This window comes from Bacillus altitudinis 41KF2b (genome assembly GCF_000691145.1).
Classification (GTDB): domain Bacteria; phylum Bacillota; class Bacilli; order Bacillales; family Bacillaceae; genus Bacillus; species Bacillus altitudinis.
In genome coordinates this window covers 73,646-99,190 of the sequence record NZ_ASJC01000009.1, presented here as the reverse complement: position 1 = coordinate 99,190, position 25,545 = coordinate 73,646, and the positions used below count along the sequence as shown (strand labels likewise).

The following is a 25,545-nucleotide window of genomic DNA, read 5'->3' as shown; positions in this document are numbered from 1 at the left end:
TTATTTTACCGTTGAAACTGATGGAAATTCAATTGGAAATAAACTGTCATTTCTTATATGATAGAAAGAGATGGAGGTGTGACCAATTGAAAAAATGGTTTTTACAGGTGTTCCTCACCGCATTGATCACGATGTGGATACAGACTGGACTTGATCAGGCGAACATCATTCATATCACCAATGTATGGGTCGATGTCAGCAGCTGGATCCTAATCTTCTTTGTCATCTACGCACTTTTTGAATGGACTGCTCACGTCTTAGCAAAACGGAAAATCGCTCATCGCTGAACATCTCTTTTTACAGAGATGTTTTTTGTTGAAACTCTTCCTGCACAAGTTCATGAATCACGCCCATTCCTGCCTGACTTCCAGCTGCTGCTGCAAGAACAAGCTGAGCAGGTCCGCCTAAATTATCACCACATGCAAAAATACCGCTGACGGTTGTACGCCCAAGAATATCTGTTTCAATGCCCCCATTTTTCGTCATTTGACAGCCTAGTTTTTCAGCAAAAGGGGTTGACTGCTTGAAATCACTTGCGACAAATCCGCCTTCTCTTTTCACCGTTTCCCCATTCGCAAGGTGAAGAGAGTGAAGCTGCCCATTGTCATGATTGATCGCTACAATTGGTACATCAATGACTTGAATAGAATGCGCTGATAGCAGTGCTTTCTCCTCTTCAGCTAACACTTGCTGTCCATTTGTAAACACAATCAAATCCTTTGTCCAATTGGAAAGAAGTTTCGCCATATGCAAAGCGCGCTGGTTCTCTGCAATCAGAGCCAGCGGCTTGTCCTTTAGCTCCCAGCCATCACAGAAAGGACAGCTAAACAACGTCTTTCCATACACTTCATGAATCCCCTTCATTTCTGGCAGTATATCCTGAAGTCCTGTTGCCAATATGATTTTCTTCGCTTCGAATCTTTCTCCCTCTTGTGTCAGTAACGCGAAGTTGTCCTCATGATTTTGTATCTCCACAATTCTGCTTCGTTTGATTTGGATATTGGGGTAGTTTTGGAGATCCGCTTCTCCTGCTTGTCTGATCTCAAACGGTGTCATTCCATCGTTTGTAATAAATCCATGTGATTCCTGAGTCACTCGATTTCTTGGCATCTCATCATCGAATACCATGACCTGTTTTCTGCCCCGCCCCACAACAAGAGCTGCATTTAATCCGGCTGGCCCGCCTCCAATAATGGCACAATCTAATAACATATAAATCTCTCCTTTTTATCCAAGACTTTAAAGACTCTTAATATCTATAATTTACTCAAAAAAAATCACATCTTGAAAAATGGATTTTTTTCTGTCTGCTCTATTTGGCTTGCAATATCAACTAACCGCTTTTGACTTAACGTCTCCTGCATTTTCATTTCAACATCCTGCATGACTTGTTCAATCAAACAGCCATCGTGAGGCATGAAAGAATCATGTGCTAAGGAACAACGAAATAAATGGGTTTGTCCTTCTACCGCCTGAATGACGTCTAAAAACGAAATGTCCTCTTTCTTTTTCAGAATGGTGTAACCGCCTTTTGCGCCAGGTGTTGATTCAATCAATCCCGCCTTCACAAGCTTTGTTAAAATTTTGGATAAATAGGTAGGTGAAAGATCCTGCATCTTGGCGAGAGGCTCAACGCCTATTGCTTTCCCCTTTGGTGCAAGGGTTAAAAATACCATCGTATGCAGCGCATAGTTGGTCGCTTTAGAATATTTCATCAAAACATTCCTTTCTATCTATTGTAGACCTTTTATATCTGTAATTGATCATAAAAGATTCAAGAAGAAAAAGCAAGTATTGTCAATCTGCTTCTTTTTTCATTCCACATTTCGCATTTCCTTCCGATAATAGAAGTAAGCACGAATAAAAGCTTGATGAAGACTAGAAGGAGTGAAAAAAATGTCAGATCAACAGCACAATGCAGCACACGAAGAAGAAGAGGAATTTAACGTATACGACATGCTTCCACCCGCAGGAACAATCATTGGCGAAGCAACAGAAGAAGAAATGGAAGCTGCGGCAGCATTAGAAGTGAGACATTACGCCTTTATGCGTCTGCAAGACTCGTACATTCAATTTGATGGATCTTCTTATAAAGAATTGCTTAAAGACTTTCAAGAACTAGAATTTGATTCTGCAAAGTTTTGGAGAGCCATCGCACGACGCCTGCAAGTCCCATACGAATGGCCAATCCGAATCGACCATGCAAACGGTCCTATTTATATTGGTGAAACAGAAGATAGCCGTGATGTTGAGGAGAGTGCGGAGTAAAGGAATTGGTGACCCCCCTTTTGGTGAGGGGGTCTTTTTAATAATTTAAAAGATTTCTATTTCAGATATTTTTCACATGAAATAGATATTCTTATTGCTCTTCTAAATCAAATTCCAACCATAATGATATATTAAAAGCGATTTCATGCATTTCTTCTATTTTTGATTGATTCAATTGCTCCGCAAAACGACGTGCCCTTTGAAAAATATCGTCATTCTGCTTAACCACCACATCATTCAGTGTAAGGATTGTGCTGAGCGCCCAGCCAGCAGTTACTAACATATTTTCGTCTTGAATGGAGTTCATAAAAGTTTCTACTTCTGAAAAAAACCACTTGATATCATCAATTTGGTCTAAATGAAAAAATACAATTTTATGAAGTGCCTCAGGGTCTCGAGTCTTCAATATGTCTTTCACTTCTTCTTTTGATAATGGCGGATGCTGCTTTTCATATTCAGCCTGCCACTCTTCATCTGACATCTCATCTTCTTCGCTATCTTCTGCGGTATAATGCCCCGCAATCAATTCATCAAACGAATCCGCTAATTTAAAATTCGTCTCATATTCTAGATCAAAGTAATGAACTGGCGGATGTTCCTTTGTTTCTCTATAATCCAATGCGATCCACGTATGACCATCCCCACAAATAGGCACAATTCCCTCAGGCAATTCCCATTCTTCTATTAAATAATCACTATCCATAATACCTTCGCCTTTGGCAATTCCTCTTAAATGATCAAATGACACATGATCCTCTGCCCATCCATTCGGCTGGTCTGTTGGAAAAGCATTATGCAAGGTATAACCGCCATTTTGTTCGAGGATAAGCTTCTTATATGTATCAGGCAAGATGACGCCTAGTTTCTTTTCTGCTTTTGCAATGCCTTTTTCATTGATTTTCTTAAATGTCTCTTCACTTTCTCTGTCTGTATCCCAAAATGGTTTCAAATAAAATACCTCCAATTGTTATTTCTATCTCATTTTACCATTCGAGAGAACTAGTTTAATAGTCCTATTCATAAAAAAAGAGAAGGGTTACCCCTCCTCTTTTTGATTATGATTGTTCCTGATTTCTCGCCTCAAATTCATCCAACATCTCACGCACTTCATCTGTTGACGATGTATTCATTAATTGATTTCTTAAGAAACTCGCTCCTCTGAACCCTTTCACATAAATCTTAAAGAAACGATGCAACGCCTTAAATGGACGCAAGCCTAATGAGGAATATTGATCATGAAGATCAAGATGCAATCTTAAAAGACCAAGCAATTCATCACTCGTATGCTCCTTCGGCTCTTTTTCAAAAGCAAATGGGTTATGAAAAATCCCACGTCCAATCATCACTCCGTCCACTCCATACTGCTCAGCGAGCTTTAAGCCCGTTTGACGATCAGGAATATCACCATTGATCGTCAAAAGCGTATCAGGTGCTATTTCATCACGTAGTTTTTTAATTTCAGGAATGAGCTCCCAATGCGCATCTACTTGGCTCATTTCCTTTCTTGTACGAAGATGAATCGATAAATTCACAATGTCTTGCTCCAAAATGTGTCTGAGCCAACTACGCCATTCATCGACCTCTGTAAACCCTAGTCTTGTTTTCACACTAACAGGTAATCCCCCTGCTTTTGCCGCTTGAATCAGCTCTGCCGCAACGTCTGGGCGAAGAATCAATCCACTACCCTTCCCGTTTTGCGTGACATTTGGGACAGGACAGCCCATATTAATATCAAGCCCCTGAAATCCTAACTCCGCCATTCCAATACTCATTTGTCTGAAGTTCTCAGGCTTATCTCCCCAAATATGAGCAACAATCGGCTGCTCATCCTCTGTAAATGTTAAACGGCCTTTCACACTTTGAATGCCATCAGGGTGGCAGTAGCTCTCACTGTTCGTAAACTCTGTGAAAAACACATCCGGTCTCGCCGCCTCACTCACAACATGACGAAACACAACATCTGTCACTTCTTCCATTGGTGCTAATATAAAGAATGGCCGTGGTAAATCACGCCAGAAATTTTTACTCATCTTTCATCCAATTCCTCTCATGACATAGCACCTAAAGGGCATGTCCTTCTATAAAATATCATTATATACTTTAGTAAGAAGCCAACGCAAACGTTCATTCTTGGTGTTAAAAACCTTATTATAACAGGCCTTGATCATAATCAACTATGACCAATAATTGCAAATCATTTTGCAGTTAAAAGTATTCTTTTGGGTAATATTATGTTTTTTTTATAAGCGACAATGCAAAAGAAGCGTAAAACAAACGTTAACAAAATACGATCAGCACTATATAAAATATCAAAAATTTCAGAAGGCGTAAACGTTGTTCAAAAAGGAAACTTTCGGGAATCGTGTTATACAACGTGCTGTCAATAAAGCACATGGCAAGCTTGTGAGAACGTACACCTTTTCAAACTGTTCCACTTGTTATTTGAACAACTAGTCTTTATCACCTAAGCAAATCGGTTCAACTTCATGAAATTAAGTATTTATTCCCCAATCATTCTCCGTATAATGGTAAAATCTCTATTGATTGCGACCAAGCATTAAAGGAGAATACCATGAAAACGTTAGATGTTAAAACTTTGCACCATGCAATTGATCAAACACTGACACAGTTAAAACAACAATCACTACATATCAAATCCCTTGAAAGCCAAATCAATCGAATCATTTCATTGGATGGCGCACTAAAGGGGGAAGCTGGAGAAGCGATTCGAGCGTTTTACTCAGAGTGCCATATCCCTTTCTTGCAATTCTTTCAAGTCACGATTGGAGAATACACCTCCGTACTCCAAAAGGTACAGAATGCACTTCATGCATTTGAATCAAATGAAAATGGCTTTATCTCACAAGCATTTCTCGAGCATGAGCTTGATCAAGGTTTAAAAAATGCCGAAACAGCTGTATCTGATATCATGTCAGATGTGAGCAGTGCCATCGGCAAAGTCAGCCATATTATTCATTTACCAATTGTGGACGAGTCTGCTTTTCAAGTCAGTTACCAAAAAGCCTGGATGAACATCTCAAAAACCATCGGTACGCTCCATGCCTTTGACAGAGAACAAGCCAGTGCTTTGAATGAAACCAAGAACTCCATACAAACAATGAAAGAATACATAGACACTCTAGGCACAATGTTCACTGGTGCAAAAATCGGGATCACCACCTATCAAAAAGGGTCCATTCTCAAAGATAAGGAAGACAAAAAGATCAGCAGTAACCTAAACGAATTGAATAAAAAAATAGACAATCCCGATGGAAATCCAATGGCGATCATGCTGAATAAGCTGAATGATAAAGAGCGATCGAATGTGGATACGGTTGTAAATAGGAAACCCTCTAATAAAATTAATCAAGACGCCGTGTTCGTAAATGGAAAAGTATATAATACAGATGAAAAGATTGACTTCGCAAATGCCAAAATAGTTGACGTTATTCGAGATGGAATGCTCTATCGGTTACGAATAACGGACCAAAACAAAGTGAATATTGAGAGCATCACAAAGATTTCCGACTTAAAACAAACCCCAAAAATCTTAAATACAGCGGTTGAATTTACAGGAATAAATGATGCAATTCGAATCATAACAGGGAGAGACCCTGTATCAGGTGACAAAGTCGCTGACATGGACCGTCTAGTATCAAGCTTGTACATGATACCCGTAGCTAAAATCGCTAAAGTTGGAAAATACGTATTTAAAATCATGAAAGGAGAGAAAGTAGCCAAGAAGATTGTCAAAACACCTTCCTTCGGCAAACACTCCGTACCAAAAGGTCCGTATCGTGAAGTAAATGGGTTCCCGGCAAAAGTAAAACCAGGCGCTCAAGAGAAACATATTCCTGATGCACCTAACTATAAGCAAGAAGTTGCGAATGGTAAAACCAAGAGTATATTCTATGGAGACAATAAAAAGGCACAAGAATTACTAGATAAATTTGCAGGAAAAGGTGATATGTTCACTAAAAATAGAGAAAGAATAAATTTTGGTCAAGTAATAGGAAAATACTATGATCACAAATCCAAAACGTATCTAGAAACTACTAACGGATTGATACATTACGGAAAAGATGGAGCTCACATAGTACCAGCGAGACCATAAAAATCATTATCAGAAGGGGATATACATGGGATACGATTCATTAATTAGAACATTAATAGATTTTGAAAAAAGTGATATGATACTAGAATGGGAAAATGGTTTTAGAATTATCGGTAAACTAGATACTGTTTATGAAACAGACAATGGATTAGAAGATGACGATGTAAATTACACGGAATACCATGCTGCTGGATTTAAAGCGAATAAAATATTAGCTAATCCTACCAATAATTGTGGTATTGTTTATGAATGGCTGAAAGAAGGTAATGCTTTTACTGAAATTTCCCTTTATAACGATCCACCAACAGCAGTATATTTACCGGATGGTCAAAAAATATGGGATTTGGACAATGATAAATAACAGACGGATAACAAAAGAAAGCCCCTCTAATAAAGAAGAGCTTTCTTTTGTTTTAACTGAACATATTTCGTAAACTTTGTTTTATTTGAAGATACCTTTTTAAATCCAACGGCTATTTATCGTAATTCCTTTCGCATGCCCCTCGGCCAACAAATCAAGGAAATATTCTTATTTGATCAGCGCATCATCTCTTTTCGATCAATAAAAAGGTTTTCTGTCAAAATTTCTTGCATTTCCCGCGGTCTGCTGTTTTTTCTTTAATTTTGTTATAAATCGTAACTTGTACACTCTTAAACCCTTATTTATATAAAGACGCCACACACTCCACATGACTCGTATGCGGAAACATATCCACAGGCTGCACTTCCTCCGTCACATACCCACCATCTTCAAGAATACGCAAATCACGAGCAAGCGTCCCTGGATTACAGGACACATACACAACACGGTTCGGTTTCATCTTTAAAATCGTATCAAGCAGTGCTTCGTCACAGCCTTTTCTTGGTGGATCAACGACAAGAGTGTCTGCTTTAATGCCTTCTTTGTACCAGTTTGGGATAACGGTTTCTGCTTCGCCGACTGCGAATTCAACGTTGTTGATTCCGTTTAAGGCAGCGTTGCGTTTTGCATCTTCAATTGCTTCTGGCACAATTTCTACGCCATAGACTCTACCTGCTTTTTGTGCGAGAAATAAGGAAATCGTACCGATTCCGCAATACGCATCGATCACGGTTTCTTCTCCTTGCAGCTCGGCATATTCAAGGGCTTTGTCGTAAAGCACCTTTGTTTGAGTTGGATTCACTTGATAAAACGAGCGGGCTGAAATAGCAAATTTGATGTCGCCAATCGTGTCATAAATGTATTCTTCTCCCCATAAAACGGTCGTTTCGTCTCCGAAAATGACATTTGTCTTCTTTGAATTCACGTTTTGCACAATTGACCGAACGTGTGGGAAGCGTGCTATAATCTGCTCAATCACCTGTTGCTTTTGCGGAAAATCAGACGTTCTTGTGACAAACACAACCATCATTTCACCTGTTGCAATACCGTAGCGAACCATGACATGACGCAACCAGCCTTTATGACGTTCTTCGTTATATGCTTTGATACCGAACGCTTGGCATATTTCTTTGACAGCTTGAACGACTTCGTCATTTTCTGATTGCTGGATCAAACATTTTTCCATATCAATGATTTCATGGGTACGCTGCTGATAAAATCCTGCAACAAGTCCGCCTTCCAGTTCGCCAACTGGTACTTGTGCTTTGTTTCGGTAATTCCAAGGGTCTTCCATGCCGAGTACAGGATGAACTTTTACACGGCTCATATCAAGCTTGCCGATCCGCTCCAATACGTCCTTTACTTGTTTCTGTTTAAAAAGCAGCTGGCCTTCATAGCTCATGTGCTGAATTTGACAGCCTCCGCACTGCTTATAGATAGGACATGGCGCATCTTGCCTGTGCTGACTTTCCTTTGTCAGCTCCATGAGTCGTCCAAAAGCAAATCCTTTTTTGACACGTGTGACTTTGATTTTCCCTTGTTCGTCAGGAAGGGCATTCGGTACAAACACAGGAAAACCCTCGATTTTCGCTACTCCTGCACCTTCGTGCGTTAAATCTTCGAAGGTTACATTGTAGTATTCATTTTTTTGAACAGGCGGTTTCATTTTCACCAATTTTATCACCTCATTTGCAAAGAAAAACTTGGTCGCCATAAGGAACCAAGTTCAATCTTCACCCTATTTTTTCAGCTGTTGCTTTTGGCACAATAAATTCAATATGGCGATACAGGTTTTCAAATTCACCTGGCAGCATGCCGCCGTATTCACCATCTAAATTCAATTGCATTTTATCTTTTACATCTACCTTTACGCGATTCGCTTTTGCGTAGATGACATTGTTATCATGAATATGCTCGCCTCGAAGTGCAAGGCTGACCACTCGAATGGCTTCTGCTAGGTTGACCTTCTTTAAAATTATCAGATCAAACATACCGTCATCTAAAATAGAATCTGGTGCCAGCTTTTCAAAGCCGCCTACTGAGTTTGTTAGTGAAACAAGAAACAGCATGATTTCTCCATGAAACAATTTGCCGTCATATTCAATTTCGACTTCTGTCGGGCGAATGGAAGGAAGCATCTCCATACCTTTCAAATAATACGCAAGTTGTCCTAGCATGGTTTTCAGCTTACTAGGCACTTCATAGGTCAGCTCTGTTAATCGGCCGCCTCCCGCAATATTAATGAAATACTGTCCATTCACTTTACCAATATCAAGCGGCTTTGCTACACCATCAATGATGGCATCTGTCGCTTTTAAAATATCTTCTCTTGGAATGCCAAGTGCTCTTGCGAAGTCATTGGTCGTTCCAACTGGAATGATTCCTAATTTTGGTCTTTTTTCAAGCGGTGCTAATCCATTGACGACTTCATTAATCGTGCCGTCTCCACCAGCTGCTACAATTAAATCAAAATCTCTCTGTGCGGCTTTTTCGGCTGCTTGTGTTGCATCTCCTGCACATGTCGTCGCATGACAAGATGTTTCATAGCCAGCCTGTTCAAATTTTTGCAAAACCTGCGGTAAATTCTTCTTAAAGAGTTCACGTCCAGATGTCGGATTGTATATAATTCGAGCACGTTTCATTCATCATCATCCTATTATCATTATGCAATCTATTTTCACCACTAACAACCTTTAATTATACTATGAGATTTGAAAATGGCAACAGAACAACCCCCTAATATTTGAAATCTCACGGTACGTTTCCCTCAGCAGATCAGCATTCTGATAAGATAAAAGAAAACGATGAAAAGGATGGTATGCCATGAAAAAGCCTGTCTATTTCAACCATGACGGCGGTGTTGATGATCTTGTGTCCTTATTTCTACTTCTTCAAATGGAACACCTGAAAGTGATCGGGATGTCTGTGATTCCTGCTGATTGTTATTTAGAGCCTGCGCTGAGCGCTTCTCAGAAAATTATTGATCGTTTTAGCCCATATGAGATTGAAGTCGCCGCTTCCAATTCTAGAGGTGTCAATCCATTTCCAAAGGAATGGCGTATGCATGCTTTTTATGTAGATGCCCTGCCGATTTTAAATGAAAAAGGCGCTATTGATACAAAAGTATCTAAGCTTCCTGCACATCTTCACCTGATTGAAATGGTGAAAAAGTCAACCGAACCTGTTACGCTGCTCTTTACAGGACCGCTCACAGACCTTGCACGGGCCTTAGAAGAATATCCTTCCATCTCAAATAAAATTGAGAAACTGGTGTGGATGGGCGGCACATTCCTTGAAAAAGGCAATGTCGAAGAACCAGAGCATGATGGAACAGCAGAATGGAATGCTTTTTGGGACCCTTATGCTGTGAGCACCGTATTTCAAGAGCGTTTTCCAATTGAAATGGTCGCACTGGAAAGCACGAATCAAGTCCCGCTCACACTCGATGTCCGTCAACGATGGGCTTCCCTTCGCTCTCACATCGGGATTGACTTTATTGGACAATGTTATGCCTTTTGTCCGCCTCTCATTCATCACGAAACAAACTCGACTTACTACTTATGGGATGTGCTGACAACCATCACTCTTGCTTCTACCTCATTTACCCGTTCAAAAGAAATGAATGCAATTGTTTATACTGAAACACCAAGACAAGGACGTACCGAAGAACATCCAGATGGAAAGACGATTCATGTCATTGACCACGTCGATCGGGAGGCCTTTTTCGAGGCCTTTGAAGAGCTTATGAGAAAAGCGGTTTGTCAGATTTCATCATAAAAAAGCCCCGCTTATTAGCGGGGCTCAGATTGTTGACAAAGGACTAAAATGTACTTTTTTAGCCCTGTGTCTTCTTTTCAGCGTGATAGAAAACCTTTGCATTCTAGGAAGGACGAGTACCGGCGCGGAGCGAATTTGACATTCGTGAGCACCGTCACGCAGGACTGACACCGCATGCGAGGGTTTGTCTACACGCTGAAAGCCCCGCTCATGAGCGGGGCTTCCTCTTACTCTTCTTCAGCGTACTTTTTCTTACGTCTAAACTTGCTTAAGATTTCATACACGATTGGCACGATGACCAATGTGAGAAGTGTAGAACTTGTTAAACCGCCAATAACGGTGACGCCAAGTCCTTTTGATACGATCTGACTTCCGCCTTCAAAACCTAATGCGAGTGGCAGCAATGCACCAATTGTCGCAAGTGCCGTCATTAAGATTGGGCGTAATCTTGTTGTACCTGCTTCAAGTAAAGCTTCTCTTGTTGAAAGACCTTCTTTTTCTTTATGAATCACTCGGTCAATCAAGACAATGGCATTTGTTACAACGATTCCGATTAGCATCAGCAATCCAATCATGGCATTTAAACTGATGGTTTCTTTCGCTACAAACAATCCAACGAGTGCCCCAATAACCGTAAATGGAAGTGAGAACAGAATCGCAAATGGTGCAAGACCTCCGCCAAATGTAATGACGAGAACGAGGTATACAATCGCAATCGCTGCAAGCATTGCGAGTCCTAGCTGTGTAAAGGATTCCTCAATATCCGCACTTACACCGCCTGTATCAATCGTAACGCCAGATTTCAAATCAAGCTTGTCAACTTTCTTCTGAACATCTTGTGTCACACTTGATACGTCGTCTGTTGTCATGTCACCAGATACTTCAGCGTAAATCTTCCCATCACGCTTTGTCACAGTGTTTGCTGTTGTGCCATCTTTCACTTTCACCACATCGCCAATTCGGACTTGTTGTCCTGTTGGTGTTGTGATCTTTTTATTCTCTAGATCTTTTTTACTCTTGTATTCATCTTTTTCCGTTTGAAGCTTCACATCTAGTTCTTTGCCGTCCTCTGTTACTTTCGTCAACGTTGTTTCATTACTTTGAGGAGCGATCGCCTGTGCGATTTGTGAAGCGGTTAAGCCTAGTTTCGCCAGTTTTTCTTGATCTGCATTAAACGTATATTCGTCATATTTCTCAGATAAGCTTGTGCTGACGTTTTTCAAGTTCTTTTCATCTTTTAAAATGTTCTCGACATCTTTGACTGTGCCTTCAATATCACTTGCTTTGTCACCGTACACATAGTACGTCACTGTGTTGCTTGCGCCAGCAGATGAGAAGTCTTGTGATTTCCATTCTCCTTTAGACGTTTTGTCTTGAAGGGCTTTAACCATACGATCTTTTTCTTTATCAAAGTTCGGTGTGTCCTCGTCGTATTGTACGAAGAATAATGCACCGTTAGAGTTTCCGCCAACACTTGCTGTCATTGCATTTGAAGAGCCTAATGAATATTGAACCGTATTGACATGATCACGTTTCATTAAGTAATCTTCTGCCTTTTTCGTTTCAGCAATGGCTTGTTCTCTTGTTTGTCCAGGCTCTGGCGTGTATGTCACCATTGCCGTTTTTTCTGCTTCCTGTGGTAAGAAGCTGACACCGACAAGTGGTGCGAGGAATAAGCTTCCGACCAGCATCAGAATCGCAATTCCTGACGTGATCCATTTATGGTTCAATGTCCAATTGAGTACACGTCTATAACCACCAGCAAGTTTGCTTGGTTTGTGTTCTTTCACCTTTTTCGCTTTGCCATACAGGTTCTTTTTAAATAGGCTGTGAGCCATCATTGGAACGATTGTAATGGCGACAAGTAGTGAAGCCATTAGAGCAAACACAATGGTTAATGCAAATGGGATGAATAGTTCACCAATCATTCCACCCACTAGCGCTAATGGCAAGAATACCGCAATTGTGACAATCGTCGAAGACATAATCGGAATAAACATTTCTTTTGTGGCTTCTCTAACGAGTGCTTTGCCTTTTAACGGTTCATCTTTTAACGCCATTCGTCGATAGATGTTTTCTATGACAACAATCGAGTCATCGACAACACGTCCAATGGCGACTGTCATGGCACCGAGTGTCATGATATTTAATGTGATATCCAGCTGATTTAATAATAAAACAGCAATCAACAGGGATAACGGAATGGAGATGACCGAAATTAATGTTGATTTGATATCTCGAAGGAACAACATGATGATAATGATCGCAAAGATTGCTCCGATGATCGCCTTGTTCAGCATTGTGCTGACAGATTCTTTAATCGGCTCTGCTTGATCATATGTCGTGCTGACTTTGATTCCTTTATTGTCTTTTTTGAATGTTTCAAGTTCTTTTGTGACTGCTTCTGCTACACTCACTGTGTTGGCATCAGAGCCTTTGACAATTTGCAAACCGATACTGTCTTTTCCGTTCGTTCTAGAAATTGATTCTGCATCTTTCACGACTTTAATATCTGCTATCTCAGAAAGTTTGATCGTCGGCAGTTCTACCGATTGACCGCTTGCTGCACCTGCACCTGTTTGTTGCTGAGCTGCTGCTGCTTGCTGCTGACTTGCACTTCCAGCCTGCTGATCGGTACCTTGAGCACCTGCATTTTCTGAGCCGCTAGCAGATGCACCAGCTCCTGCGCTTGCACTTGGTGTGACAGGAATTCGCATGTTTTTCAAATCTTTAACACTTAAAATATTGCCATCCACTACGACTGATTTTTGCTTGTTGCCAAATGTGTATAACCCTAAAGGTACATTGACATCAGAGCCTTTGATCATGTTTTGGACAGTTTCTTCATCTAAACCATATTCCTTCAATTTCTTTTGTTTAAAAGAAAATTCTACTTCTTTGATTTGTTGTCCAGAAGCTTCGACAGACGAGACACCCTCTAAGCTTTGAAGAGAAGGAATAAGGTCATTTTCCACTTTTTGTGTCAGGTCTTGTAATGATTCTTTATCACCGGAGACACTTAGAGCTAAGATTGGAATCGCATTGATGCTAAAACGTGTGATTTTTGGTTTTTCTGCATTTTCTGGAAAATTGATATTGCTAATGGCATCTTCAATTTCCTTCTTTGCTTCATCCATGTCTTTATTGTAATCGTACTCGATTTGAATCGATGAGGCATTTTCAAAAGAATTAGAAGTGACCACATTCACCCCATTGAGATTTTGTATCGACTTCTCAATTGGATCTGTCACCTTATCTGATACTTCGTCCGGCGTTGCGCCAGGATACGTTGTAGAAACCGTAATGACTGGAGTGTTGATATTCGGGATTGATTCTTGTTTCATATTCAACCCGGCATATAGACCAGCAACTGTTACGATAATCGTCATGAGCCATACAGCGAACTTGTTCTTTAATACAAAATTGATGATCGAATTCATTATGTCCTCCATTTTCCTTTATGTATTGACTGACTGGTCATTCTATATCATAATAAACGGTGATATACAATGCCGTCAACCATTTCACTTGCGTTTGACGTAACATTCTAAAGCTGAAGGGGCCTTATTTCATGAACGAAAAAAAAGAAAAAATCATTAAAGCAAGCATTCAGTTGTTTGCGAAAAAAGGTTTTTCTTCTACGACCATTCAGGAAATTGCAGATGAATGCGGAATTTCTAAAGGTGCATTTTATTTGCATTTCAAATCAAAAGAACAGCTTTTCAACAGAGCGTTTGAATATTATATCGACACGTCTATGCAAAGTATTGAAAAGATTCGAAAAGAAAATCAGCATCTTGCGCCTAGAGATATCTTTCAGAAACAAATCGCTGAACAGTTCCAGCACTTTGCTGAGAACAAGGATTTTATCATTTTGATCCTCAGCGAGAACATTATTCCGGAAAACCAGCAAATTAAAAAGTATTCCAAAACGGTTAAAAAGCAGATGAATGATGAAATCCAAATTTCTATTTTGACCACGTATGGACAGGAGATCGAACCATATATAACTGACCTGTCAGTCATGATTCAAGGAATCATCCAATCTTATGTGCAGGTACTGCTTTTACAAGATCAGATGGAATTATCATGTGATGAGCTCTCATCCTTTATTCTCGACCGATTTGATGATTTGGTGCATGGGCTTCTCCGTTCTCATGCGAAGCCGATTCTAAAGCAAAACATTTGGGATGATGAAGCGCCAAATGCCGCTACTCTTCAAGAAGAGCTTCGATTGTTAAAATCTGAGCATCTGCTTTCGGATGATACCCTTGTATCCATTGAAGTTATTGAAGAAGAATTGGCCAAAGATGAGCCTCGCAAGCCGGTCATTCAAGGGATGCTGACAAATTTAGAAACGTGTGAGGACTCCGCTGTCCAAAGAGCTGTGGAACAATTGAAGCTATTCCTCCAATAACAATACGTGGCAATGTTCACTTTAGTTCACCTTTATCCCCTTCGAATATGTGCTAAAGCTTATGCTTCATTATAAAAAAAGAACCAATGAATTGATATACGGCGGTGGTCTGAATCTGTGATAAGACCCTGTCATATCCATCAACAAAAAAACCGCCTCTTCCATGAGGCGGTTTTTGCAATTTATCGTTTTTTGATTTCTTCGAGAAGAATCTTGTTGACCATCGGTGGGTTTGCTTGGCCCTTCGATGCTTTCATAATTTGTCCGACTAAGAAACCAATTGCGCGGTCTTTTCCATTTTTGAAGTCTTCAATGGATTGCGGGTTGTTATCAAGAGCTTCTGTGACAAGTTTGAGCAGTGCACCTTCGTCAGAAATTTGGACAAGTCCTTTTTCTTTGACGATTTTTTCTGCGTCGCCCCCATTTTCGATAAGTTCTTTGAATACCTTTTTGGCAATCTTAGAAGAAATCGTTCCTTTTTCGATAAGTTTGATCATACCAGCCAGTCCTTGCGGCGTTAGCTTCGTATCTTCCAGCTCTTTTTGAGCCGAGTTTAAGTACGCAGATACTTCACCCATGAGCCAGTTTGATGCTTGCTTCGCTTCAGCACCTTCTGAAATGGTCGCTTCAAAGAAATCAGACATTTCTTTTGTCAGCGTCAGTACCATTGCGTCATAGGCTGGAAGTCCAAGTTCATCAATGTAGCGTTTGCGGCGCTCGTCTGGAAGCTCTGGAATCGATGCTCTTACACGTTCTTTCCACTCGTCATCAATATACAGCTCCACCAAATCTGGTTCTGGGAAGTAACGATAATCATCAGAACCTTCTTTGACACGCATGAGGATCGTCTTTTTAGACGCTTCGTCATAGCGGCGAGTTTCTTGTTCGATCAAGCCGCCAGAAAGCAATACTTGCTCTTGACGTTTTTCTTCAAACTCAAGACCTTTTTGGACGAAAGCAAATGAGTTTAAGTTCTTGAGCTCTGTTTTCGTTCCAAACTCTTCACGGCCGATCGGACGAAGAGAAATGTTGGCATCACAGCGCAGTGAGCCTTCTTCCATCTTACAGTCAGAGACGCCTGTATATTGAATAATAGATTTTAATTTTTCTAAGTAAGCATACGCTTCTTCTGGCGTACGAATGTCAGGCTCAGATACGATTTCAACAAGTGGTGTACCTTGACGGTTGAAATCGACGAGTGAATAACCGTCGCCTGTGTGCGTCAGTTTTCCTGCATCCTCTTCCAAATGAAGACGTGTAATACCAATTCGTTTTGTTTTGCCGTCTACTTCAATTTCAATCCAGCCGTTTTCACCGATCGGTTTATCAAATTGAGAAATTTGATACGCCTTTGGGTTATCAGGATAGAAATAGTTTTTACGGTCAAATTTTGTATCAGTTGCAATCTCACAGTTCAGTGCCATTGCTGCTTTCATCGCAAAGTTCACCGCTTCTTTGTTCAGCACAGGCAGTACGCCAGGATAACCAAGATCGATGACACTTGTTTGCGTATTGGCAGCCGCACCAAAAGGCGTCGGTGAGCTTGAGAAAATTTTTGATTGTGTTTTGAGCTCTACGTGGACTTCAAGTCCAATTACCGTTTCAAAGTTCATTCTGATTCACCCCTTACAGTTCAGGTTTTGCTTTATGATGATCTGTTGCTTGTTCGAAAGCGTGAGCCACGCGGTAAACGGTTCCTTCATCAAAGTGTTTACCGATGATTTGCAGTCCTAACGGAAGACCATTTGCAAATCCACAAGGCACACTGATTCCTGGGACGCCTGCAAGGTTAACAGGGATCGTTAAAATGTCGTTTGCATACATCGTCAGTGGATCGCTTGTCTTTTCACCAATGTTAAATGCCGGAGTTGGTGTTGTTGGTCCTACAATGACATCATACTTTTCAAAAACATCTTCAAAGTCTTTTTTGATCAGCGTACGGACTTTTTGTGCCTTTTTATAGTATGCATCGTAATATCCTGAGCTTAGAGCGAATGTGCCCAGCATGATGCGGCGTTTGACTTCGTCTCCAAAGCCTTCAGAACGGGTATTTTTATATAAATCAATCAGGTTGTCTGCATTGTCTGTACGGTAGCCATAGCGAATACCGTCAAAACGAGCAAGGTTTGCAGATGCTTCTGAAGATGAAAGCAAGTAGTAAGTCGCAAGCGCATATTTAGAATGCGGAAGAGACACTTCTTCCCATGTGGCACCAAGTCCTTCTAATACTTTCAACGCTTGAAGAACAGACTCTTTTGCTTCTTCGCCAACACCTTCGCCAAGATATTCTTTTGGCACAGCGATTTTCAAGCCTTTGATGTCGCCAGTTAATGAAGAAAGAAAATCTGGGACATCGACATTTGCACTCGTTGCGTCCATTTGATCAACACCAGAAATCGCTTGAAGAACATATGCGTTGTCCTCAACATTACGCGTAATCGGCCCAATTTGATCTAATGATGAAGCAAATGCGATTAAACCGTATCTGGATACACGGCCATATGTTGGTTTAAGACCAACAACACCACAGAATGACGCCGGCTGGCGAATGGAGCCGCCTGTATCTGATCCAAGAGAGAATGGTACTTCTCCAGCTGCAACAGATGCTGCTGATCCACCACTTGACCCACCTGGAACGGTGTTTAAATTCCACGGGTTTTTCGTTGGTTTGAAGCCCGAGTTCTCCGTAGAAGATCCCATCGCAAATTCGTCCATGTTTAATTTGCCGATTGTGACAGCTTCCGCTTCTCTTAAGCGGTTCACAACGGTTGCATCGTAAATAGGATCGAAGTTTTGCAAGATTTTACTTGACGCCGTTGTACGTAAATCTTTCGTCACGATGTTATCTTTGACACCGATCGGCATACCGAACAATAGACCAAGCTCGTCCTTTTCACCAACGGCCTCGTCCAATTCCTTTGCGTACGCACGTGCTTTCTCTTCGTCCAGCGCTAGGAATGCTTGTACTTTCCCGTCTACTTCATGGATTCGTTTATAAGACTCGTCCACTAAATCAGAAACAGACAGTTCCTTTTTATGTAAAAGCTCTTTTAATTCAGAAATTTTGTGGTCAAACAGTGACATGCCTCAGGCCTCCTTTAGTCCAAAATTGATGGCACACGAATATAGCCGTCTTTATGATCAGGCGCGTTTTTGATGACTGCCTCAATGGAAAGACCTTTATTCGGAACATCTTCTCTCATGACGTTTTTCATTTTTAATACGTGTGTTGTTGGTTCAACGTTTTCCGTATCTACCTCGTTTAACTGCTCTGCAAATGAAATGATGCTATCAAGCTGTTCTGTAAACATCTCAGCTTCTTCTTCTGTAATTGCAAGCCGTGCCAAATGCGCAACATGCTTTACTTCTTCTATTGAAATTCTTGACATGCAGGTTCACCTCCAAAAATGATACGTGTTCGTGGTCATGATCATAAGTCATATACACTTTATCATATCAAATTTTACTGTTCTAAAGCAACTTTACGAGGACGCCTAGAAAGGCTTTGTCCACTCATATGTCATTGTGGTGTAGCCAGTGTCTAAAATATTCATCAAGTTGACTTTTTATTTTTCAGAAAATTTTTTCTTTTACTTAATTTAGTAAGCGCTTACATATAGACGCTTATCACGCATACACGTATTTTTTTTGTCTGATGGGGATGTTTAAGAAGGTTGATCACTTGGGAATACTCTGATAGGTTAAGTAACCATAGCAGTGAGCAGACAATCAATAGGCTGTTCTTTGTATATTTTGATTGAGGTGATGTCAAATTAATACGAAAAAGGTGATATGGAAACATGAGTATTGAAATTGGAATTTCTTTATCTATTTATTTTATTGGAATGCTGGCTATTGGCTGGTATGCATTTAGAAAAACAAATGACTTGAATGACTATATGTTAGGCGGACGCGGATTAGGTCCTTATGTCACCGCACTCTCTGCTGGTGCATCCGATATGAGTGGATGGATGCTGATGGGGCTTCCAGGCGCTATGTATACAACTGGTCTTTCATCTGGATGGCTTGCTGTTGGTTTAATTAGTGGGGCTTACTTAAACTATTTATTCCTTGCGCCACGATTGAGATCGTATACAGAAGTTGCTGATGATGCGATTACCATTCCAGACTTTTTTGACAAACGGTTTAAAGACTCATCTACTTTATTGAAAGCTGTCTCAGCTGTCATCATTATGATTTTCTTTACACTTTACACCTCATCAGGTATGGTATCAGGCGGACGCTTATTTGAATCAGCGTTTGGTGCTGATTATATGTTTGGTTTAATCTTAACTTCTAGTATCGTGATTTTGTACACACTATTCGGCGGCTTTTTGGCAGTTAGTTTAACTGATTTTGTTCAAGGAGCTATTATGTTTTTAGCATTAGTGCTCGTGCCGATCGTTGCCTTTACTCAATTAGGTGGACCTGTTGCCACATTCAATGATATTCAACAGATTGACCCTAAATTGCTTGATATTTTTAGAGGAACGAGCGTCATTGGCATTATTTCCTTCCTCGCTTGGGGACTCGGTTACTTTGGACAGCCGCACATTATTGTTCGCTTTATGGCGATTACGACTGTAAAAGATTTAAAGCCAGCACGTCGTATCGGTATGAGCTGGATGATTGTGTCTGTCATTGGTTCACTATCTGTCGGTTTAGTCGGCGTGGCGTACGTTCATGAAACAAGCACCACTTTGGCAGACCCAGAAACCATCTTTATTGTGTTTTCTAAAGTGTTATTCCATCCATATATTACTGGATTTTTACTTTCTGCCATTTTAGCTGCGATTATGAGTTCAATTTCTTCTCAGCTGCTTGTTACTGCAAGTGCGATGACAGAGGATTTATACCGTACGTTCTTTAGAAGAAAAGCCTCTGACAAAGAGCTTGTCATGATTGGACGTATGTCTGTACTAGTCGTTGCCATTATTGCTCTTTGTCTCTCGCTAAACCCAAGTGATACGATTCTTGACCTTGTCGGATATGCTTGGGCTGGATTTGGATCTTCATTCGGTCCAGTCATCTTGTTATGTCTATACTGGAAGCGAATGAATCATCACGGTGCTTTAGCTGGAATGGTTGTTGGGGCTGTTGTCGTTCTCGTTTGGATTTCAACAGGCTTAAATAACACGACTGGATTGTACGAAATGGTTCCTGGATTTATTTTAAGTGGTTTGACTGCTATTATTGTCAGCCTCTTAACAAATAAACCGTCTAAAGCTTCTAAAAAGCTGTTTAGCAAAATGGAAGACCATCTCGAAGAAGAAACAAAATAACTAGACATGAGGAGTCATCTGCATTATGCGGATGACTCTCTTTATTTTTCAATAAAATGCTTTTCTTTCTCCCGTTTCTGAATAAAATAGAAGTTGTGCAGCCATATGGGCTGTGAGAAGATCATATACATGATGTGAAACGTACATGAAGTGAAAGGAGCGATACGCATGTTTTGGACAATTGAATGGGATACGGTCTTAAAATTAGCCGTTGCCACCTTAATCGGTTTGATCATCGGTCTTGAACGCGAACTTAAGAAAAAGCCGCTTGGGCTGAAAACGTGTATTGTCATTGCTGTCAGCTCCTGCGTATTAACCATCATCAGCATTGATGCAGCCTACAATTTCCCTCGAGTCTCTAAGCTTCAAATGGACCCACTCAGGTTACCGGCGCAAATTATATCTGGTGTTGGTTTTATTGGAGCAGGTGTGATTCTTCGCAAAAGCAATGACGTCATCTCAGGTCTTACGACATCTGCGATGATTTGGGGAGCAGCAGGACTTGGGGTTGCAACAGGTGCAGGTTTTTATAAAGAAGCCTTCCTCAGTCTTTTCTTTATTCTTGTCAGTGTGGAATTTTTACCTTGGCTCTTCCAGCGGATTGGACCCATTCGCTTACAGGAAAAAGAAATCCGCATCAGAATGTCACTTTCTGACCGAAACCGCATGACAGAGATTTTAAAAGAAATGAAAGCACTCAATATTCGGATTCATTCTGTACGTATTGATGATTTAAAGGAAAAAGACTATCCGATCATGGAAGTACGTGTTCGCGTACATAAAGACCGCTATACAACCGATGTGTACTTTGATATTAAAGATTTAGAAGGCGTTGTTGGTGTGAAGTGTGATACGGTGTAGGATAAAAAGCCCCTTGCTATGTCAAACAGCAAGGGGCTTTTTATTTATGTTGTTAGCTGATGAAAGTCAAAAGGCGTAATTGGGGTTTTGTCCTCAATCTCCTTTCGAAAACGCGCCAGCATGGCACTTTCGTCAGCGCTTAGTGTTCGGAGATCAAATGCTTGATGTAAAAGCCCATAAATAAGCATATGACGCAGCATAAGGAAATCTGGTATTGTCGCCAGCCATGCGTCATCAAGCTCATTCTCCTGTCGATAGCCTTTGAGGAAATGGCTCATAAATTCACCCGTAAATTCAGCTTTATCCTCATACGGAATCACCGGATACCAAAGAACGTTGTATAGCAAAATGCTCATATCGTTGATAAACCAGTGATACCCACAATCATCAAAATCAAATGCAATGATTTCTCCCTGATGATAGTGGAAGTTCCCGTGATGTAAATCCGCATGCACCAGTCCATAGACATCCTTGGATATTCGGAGCTGGTGAAGCTTTTGCATCAGTTCATCTTTTCGCTGCAACACAACCGTTTGATCAGAAGGAATATACGTTTCAAGCTTTAATTGCTCCTCCTCATACCACTCTTGACGCTTATAGCGAGGATCTTTCACTTGATATTGTTTAGTCGTTTGATGCATACGCCCAGTATAGGCTCCTAACGCTTGAAACAACTGTCCATTCCAATCTGCTTCGGTCACTTTTCTGCCGGGCGCCTTTTCGTACACTCTCAGCAAAAAAGCGCCTCCTGCTTGATCGGGAATCGCTTCAACATCTTTTCCTCTTGCGGATAAAACCGGTTTAGCTACTGAGCTTCCATGTTGAGATAAATACCGAATCCAGTCCATTTCTCCTAAAATATATGTGCGGGAGCGGCGAATGGTATGGGTAATTTTCAATATATAACTCGACCCTTTTTCATCCGTATATTCATACACATAATTTTCTGCATCGGCTAGAAATGTGACCTGTTCTGGCTGAAAATGATAGAGTAGAGCCGCTTTCTTTAAGACCATTTGTTCATCGTATCGTGCTTTTACTTCTTTATGCATGCTGATTCTCCTTTTATCGTCTTTTTACTTATACATGACGGTAATCAGCATTTATACGAGCATCAACATACCTGCCTTTCCTTTTGATTTCCTCACATACTTTGACAAAAGTTGAAAGATTCCTCTAATTAGAAATAAAAAACCGCCAAAAGGCGGTTTTTATTTAGTCATATATATGGACCGTTGGTTCTTTATCTTCAGCATTTTTTGTGATGAGGGCTTCTTGCTGATCAGAAGAGGTGATGTTGATTTCTATATTGGTGCTCTTATAGTAATCCATGACTTCACCTGTTAAGTATTGCGTGAATGCCACGACTTCTGTTTTTCCGTAGAATTGCATTGGAATTTCTACTTTCATTTTTTGCAAGTTCCCGTTTTTATAGAAACCTTTGCCTACCACACCTGTGTAATTCGGGAAGTAGTCTTCTACCTTTGTCTTGAAGCGGTCAAATCGCTCTGAATCATCTTTGTAGCTGCTCTTGGCATTATCTGAAGGGAAGAAGACATTCTCTTCTTTAATCGTATCCCAACTACCAATATCAGCTGATCCTGCTTTTACATCGGTTTTAGCGATGAAGTTTCCTGGAACAATAGATGATTTTGGTGCTTGTTTATAAAGAGCAATCATGACTGGGACTTTTTGCAGTCCGTCCATTTGACGAAGTCGTTTAATGACTTGTTCCGCAATTTTTTCGCCCTCTGCTAAAAGTTTCTTTGAATTTTTCGATGAATCGATGGTCACCTCTTGCTGAGGATCTCCGATATTTTCGCGATAATAATAGACAGAGTTAAGCGCAAGACCGATGACAACCCCGCCAAGCTGTAAGCTATTTTTATCTTTTCTGATTAAGTAATTATGTTCTAGCATGGAAGCTAAGTAGATTGGACTATTTTCATTTTTTGACTTTGTTGAACCTGAGTTTGGAAGAGCAGGGTTTAAGCCCAAGTTCTTAAAGTCTTTGTCTTCTTTTTCAGCTTTTTTCAGATCACTGCCTGTTTTTTTGCGGGCAAGCCAGCTGAGAACAGTATCTTCATCTAAATGTTGTCCTTCTTGGAACAGATAATCGTTTGTATTGAATGATTCTGTTGCCAGGCGCATGAGTCCTGTTTCAAATTCATCAATGTCTAAGCGTGTATTGAGACGCTCTGCAGTTAGTCCCCTTGCCGCTCCTTGTTTAAACGGCAGCACCATTTTGTAATAGGAATCAGAGATGTTGTACATTGGGATGATCGCTGTTTCTTTCGTTTCATCCGTCTTTTGTGTGACCTCTTCCTCATCCTTTCCCCCAAAAGGTGCACACGCTGACAATACCAGTGTGAGCATTGTCAGCAGCAATAGCAACTTTTTCAATAGAAAACACTCCTCTTATTTCTTTAGCTCCTCGAGCATTTTGGCTTCGTCCCAAATTTCAATATTGAGTTCTTCTGCCTTTGTCAGCTTACTTCCAGCTGCTTCGCCGGCAATGACTAAGTCTGTTTTTTTACTTACGCTACCTGCTAACTTGCCGCCTAATGCTTCGATCGCTGCCTTTGCATCATTTCGCGACATTTCTTCTAATTTTCCCGTCAGCACAATCGTTTTTCCTGCAAAATAGGAATCACTTTCTTCTACTTTCACCGGTTTTGGCCCTGTGTAGGTCATATTGACCCCAAGTTCTTTTAGTTCATTTAGCAGATCTAGTATTTCTTCTTTCTCAAAGTACGTGACGACTGCATCGGCCATTTTTTCACCAATTTCATCTACTTCAAGTAATTGTTCTTTCGTTGCTTGTTTTAACTGATCGATATCCTCAAAGTGCATGGCCAACGTCTTCGCTGCTTTAGAACCAATAAATCGAATACCGAGTCCAAATAATAAACGTTCAAGAGAGTTTTCTTTCGATTGCTCGATCGAGCGCAGTAAATTATCGACTGATTTTTCGCCCATTCGTTCTAGCTGAATCAGCTCTTCTTTAGTTAAACGATAAAGGTCTGATACACGAGAGACAAGCTGTTCTTTGAAAAGTTGTGTAATGACTCGCTCGCCTAGCCCATCAATATTCATCGCATTACGAGACACAAAGTGAATGAGTCCTTCACGTATTTGAGCGGGGCATTGTGGATTGATGCACCGAAGCGCCACTTCTCCTTCAATTCTGACCAGCTCACTATGACACTCTGGACATTCAGTCGGCATGTGAAACGGCTCTTCTTCTCCTGTTCGCTGATCAACAAGAACCCCTGCAACCTCTGGGATAATATCGCCCGCTTTTTTGACAATCACTTGATCAAAAAGGCGGATATCCTTCTCTTTGATCAAATCTTCATTATGAAGAGAAGCACGCTGTACTGTCGTCCCTGCCACTTTTACAGGCTCAAGAATCGCTGTTGGGGTGATGACGCCAGTACGCCCCACACTTAGTTCAATATCAATCAGCTTCGTCACGACTTCTTCGGCCGGAAATTTGTACGCAACAGCCCAGCGTGGACTTTTTGCTGTGAAGCCTAGTTCTTCTTGCTGTGCCAATGAATTGACTTTAATGACAATGCCATCGATTTCGTATGAGAAATCAGCACGCTTTGTTTTCAGTGTTTCAATGAGGTCGATCACTTCTTCAATGGTTTGGCACATCCGTCTTTCTTTGTTCGTTTTAAAGCCAAGCTCATCGAGAAGATCAAGTCCTGCGCTTTGCGTATTAACACCAATTTCATCAAGCTCCGCTATACTGTAGACGAAGATATCAAGGTTTCGTTTCGCTGCAATTTTCGTATCGAGCTGACGAAGTGAGCCAGCAGCCGCATTACGCGGGTTCGCAAACGGCTCTTCTTCGTTTTGTAATCTTTTTTCGTTAAGGGCTTCAAAAGAAGGTTTTGGCATAAATGCCTCTCCTCTCACTTCAATCGACAGAGGCCGATTGATTTTGAGCGGGATGGAACGAATGGTTTTGAGGTTCTCGGTTATATCCTCACCTGTTGTCCCATCACCCCGCGTGGCACCCCGGACAAACACGCCATTTTCATAACGGAGAGAAACAGCGAGTCCGTCAATTTTCAGCTCGACATTGTAAGCGACGTCGTCACCGACTGCTTGACGAACCCGGCGGTCAAAATCAAGAAGGTCCTGTTCATGAAACGCATTGCCGAGACTGAGCATCGGTGTGCCGTGACGTACTTTTTGGAAGGCGTCTAAAACAGCACCTCCTACTCTTTGCGAGGGTGAATCCGCTGCTTTTAAATCAGGGTATTCTTCCTCCAGAGAGATCAGCTCACGCATCCGCGCATCATATTCAGCGTCAGGAACACTTGGACGATCCAGTGTGTGATATTCGTAGTTGTATTGATTCAAAATCTGGTGTAGTTCCTCGATCCGGCGTTTCGCTGCTTCTTTATCCATCTGCTTCTTCCTTTCACTTCATCCGTTTTGTCAGTCCTAT

Annotated in this window: 21 protein-coding genes; 8 read left to right on the top strand and 13 right to left on the bottom strand. The window is 41.0% G+C overall.

What is annotated here, in order from left to right; translation table 11 throughout:
* Nucleotides 1-86 precede the first annotated feature (86 nt).
* Complete coding sequence (locus BA79_RS14805; protein ID WP_025206887.1) at nucleotides 87-287, top strand: hypothetical protein; 201 nt, start codon at nucleotides 87-89, stop codon at nucleotides 285-287.
* 10 nt (nucleotides 288-297) lie between these two features.
* Here BA79_RS14805 and BA79_RS14800 read toward each other — a convergent pair whose 3' ends face one another.
* Together BA79_RS14800 and BA79_RS14795 are read right to left on the bottom strand one after the other, a co-directional pair.
* Nucleotides 298-1,212, bottom strand: a complete 915-nt coding sequence (locus BA79_RS14800; RefSeq protein WP_035703587.1) for an NAD(P)/FAD-dependent oxidoreductase — start codon at nucleotides 1,210-1,212, stop codon at nucleotides 298-300.
* 65 nt (nucleotides 1,213-1,277) lie between these two features.
* The gene (locus BA79_RS14795; RefSeq protein ID WP_035703585.1) at nucleotides 1,278-1,715 is read right to left on the bottom strand and encodes an Rrf2 family transcriptional regulator; all 438 of its coding nucleotides are present in this window, start codon (nucleotides 1,713-1,715) and stop codon (nucleotides 1,278-1,280) included.
* A 181-nt stretch (nucleotides 1,716-1,896) separates the two neighbouring features.
* On the opposite strand from BA79_RS14795, the gene BA79_RS14790 reads away from it, so the two are divergent.
* A complete protein-coding gene (locus BA79_RS14790; protein WP_007496834.1) occupies nucleotides 1,897-2,268 on the top strand; it encodes a hypothetical protein in 372 nt (123 codons plus the stop codon).
* Nucleotides 2,269-2,359: 91 nt separating this feature from the next.
* On the opposite strand, the gene BA79_RS14785 is transcribed toward BA79_RS14790, so the two are convergent.
* Nucleotides 2,360-3,217, bottom strand: a complete 858-nt coding sequence (locus tag BA79_RS14785) for an SMI1/KNR4 family protein (RefSeq protein WP_035703583.1) — start codon at nucleotides 3,215-3,217, stop codon at nucleotides 2,360-2,362.
* A 106-nt stretch (nucleotides 3,218-3,323) separates the two neighbouring features.
* Nucleotides 3,324-4,298 (bottom strand): tRNA dihydrouridine synthase, encoded by a 975-nt coding sequence (locus BA79_RS14780; RefSeq protein WP_035703581.1) that lies wholly within the window; start codon nucleotides 4,296-4,298, stop codon nucleotides 3,324-3,326.
* 542 nt (nucleotides 4,299-4,840) lie between these two features.
* Here BA79_RS14780 and BA79_RS14775 point away from each other — a divergent pair.
* Nucleotides 4,841-6,382, top strand: coding sequence for a T7SS effector LXG polymorphic toxin (locus BA79_RS14775; protein WP_035703579.1), 1,542 nt, complete (start codon nucleotides 4,841-4,843; stop codon nucleotides 6,380-6,382).
* Between the two features lie 25 nt (nucleotides 6,383-6,407).
* Nucleotides 6,408-6,743, top strand: a complete 336-nt coding sequence (locus BA79_RS14770; protein ID WP_035703576.1) for a hypothetical protein — start codon at nucleotides 6,408-6,410, stop codon at nucleotides 6,741-6,743.
* Between the two features lie 298 nt (nucleotides 6,744-7,041).
* Here BA79_RS14770 and rlmD read toward each other — a convergent pair whose 3' ends face one another.
* Both rlmD and BA79_RS14760 read right to left on the bottom strand, forming a co-directional pair.
* Entirely contained in the window at nucleotides 7,042-8,415 is a 1,374-nt protein-coding gene (rlmD, locus tag BA79_RS14765; protein ID WP_035703626.1) for a 23S rRNA (uracil(1939)-C(5))-methyltransferase RlmD, read from the bottom strand.
* A 61-nt stretch (nucleotides 8,416-8,476) separates the two neighbouring features.
* Nucleotides 8,477-9,385 carry a diacylglycerol kinase gene (locus tag BA79_RS14760; RefSeq protein ID WP_007496845.1) on the bottom strand — a complete coding sequence of 303 codons (909 nt, stop codon included), beginning with the start codon at nucleotides 9,383-9,385 and terminating at the stop codon, nucleotides 8,477-8,479.
* 181 nt (nucleotides 9,386-9,566) lie between these two features.
* Between BA79_RS14760 and BA79_RS14755 the strand changes: the two genes are divergently transcribed.
* The gene (locus BA79_RS14755; protein ID WP_035703572.1) at nucleotides 9,567-10,520 is read left to right on the top strand and encodes a nucleoside hydrolase; all 954 of its coding nucleotides are present in this window, start codon (nucleotides 9,567-9,569) and stop codon (nucleotides 10,518-10,520) included.
* Between the two features lie 227 nt (nucleotides 10,521-10,747).
* On the opposite strand, the gene BA79_RS14750 is transcribed toward BA79_RS14755, so the two are convergent.
* A complete protein-coding gene (locus BA79_RS14750; RefSeq protein ID WP_035703570.1) occupies nucleotides 10,748-13,960 on the bottom strand; it encodes an efflux RND transporter permease subunit in 3,213 nt (1,070 codons plus the stop codon).
* A 131-nt stretch (nucleotides 13,961-14,091) separates the two neighbouring features.
* Between BA79_RS14750 and BA79_RS14745 the strand changes: the two genes are divergently transcribed.
* Nucleotides 14,092-14,937 (top strand): TetR/AcrR family transcriptional regulator, encoded by an 846-nt coding sequence (locus BA79_RS14745; RefSeq protein ID WP_035703567.1) that lies wholly within the window; start codon nucleotides 14,092-14,094, stop codon nucleotides 14,935-14,937.
* A 182-nt stretch (nucleotides 14,938-15,119) separates the two neighbouring features.
* On the opposite strand, the gene gatB is transcribed toward BA79_RS14745, so the two are convergent.
* Genes gatB through gatC form a run of 3 tightly spaced genes read right to left on the bottom strand, consistent with a single transcriptional unit; the run spans nucleotide 15,120 to nucleotide 18,326 of the window.
* Complete coding sequence (gene gatB, locus BA79_RS14740; RefSeq protein WP_035703565.1) at nucleotides 15,120-16,550, bottom strand: Asp-tRNA(Asn)/Glu-tRNA(Gln) amidotransferase subunit GatB; 1,431 nt, start codon at nucleotides 16,548-16,550, stop codon at nucleotides 15,120-15,122.
* 13 nt (nucleotides 16,551-16,563) lie between these two features.
* The gene (gatA, locus tag BA79_RS14735; protein ID WP_035703563.1) at nucleotides 16,564-18,021 is read right to left on the bottom strand and encodes an Asp-tRNA(Asn)/Glu-tRNA(Gln) amidotransferase subunit GatA; all 1,458 of its coding nucleotides are present in this window, start codon (nucleotides 18,019-18,021) and stop codon (nucleotides 16,564-16,566) included.
* Nucleotides 18,022-18,035: 14 nt separating this feature from the next.
* Nucleotides 18,036-18,326, bottom strand: a complete 291-nt coding sequence (gene gatC, locus BA79_RS14730) for an Asp-tRNA(Asn)/Glu-tRNA(Gln) amidotransferase subunit GatC (RefSeq protein ID WP_003213898.1) — start codon at nucleotides 18,324-18,326, stop codon at nucleotides 18,036-18,038.
* A gap of 411 nt (nucleotides 18,327-18,737) precedes the next feature.
* Between gatC and putP the strand changes: the two genes are divergently transcribed.
* Nucleotides 18,738-20,219 (top strand): sodium/proline symporter PutP, encoded by a 1,482-nt coding sequence (gene putP, locus BA79_RS14725; RefSeq protein WP_035703561.1) that lies wholly within the window; start codon nucleotides 18,738-18,740, stop codon nucleotides 20,217-20,219.
* Between the two features lie 168 nt (nucleotides 20,220-20,387).
* Entirely contained in the window at nucleotides 20,388-21,080 is a 693-nt protein-coding gene (locus BA79_RS14720) for an MgtC/SapB family protein (protein ID WP_008344247.1), read from the top strand.
* Between the two features lie 44 nt (nucleotides 21,081-21,124).
* On the opposite strand, the gene BA79_RS14715 is transcribed toward BA79_RS14720, so the two are convergent.
* From BA79_RS14715 to ligA, 3 genes are all read right to left on the bottom strand, one after another.
* Nucleotides 21,125-22,132, bottom strand: coding sequence for a phosphotransferase enzyme family protein (locus BA79_RS14715; RefSeq protein WP_035703559.1), 1,008 nt, complete (start codon nucleotides 22,130-22,132; stop codon nucleotides 21,125-21,127).
* Nucleotides 22,133-22,295: 163 nt separating this feature from the next.
* Entirely contained in the window at nucleotides 22,296-23,483 is a 1,188-nt protein-coding gene (locus tag BA79_RS14710) for a CamS family sex pheromone protein (protein WP_008344253.1), read from the bottom strand.
* 15 nt (nucleotides 23,484-23,498) lie between these two features.
* On the bottom strand, nucleotides 23,499-25,505 hold the full coding sequence (gene ligA, locus BA79_RS14705) for an NAD-dependent DNA ligase LigA (protein ID WP_017366765.1): 2,007 nt from the start codon (nucleotides 25,503-25,505) through the stop codon (nucleotides 23,499-23,501).
* Nucleotides 25,506-25,545: the final 40 nt, after the last annotated feature.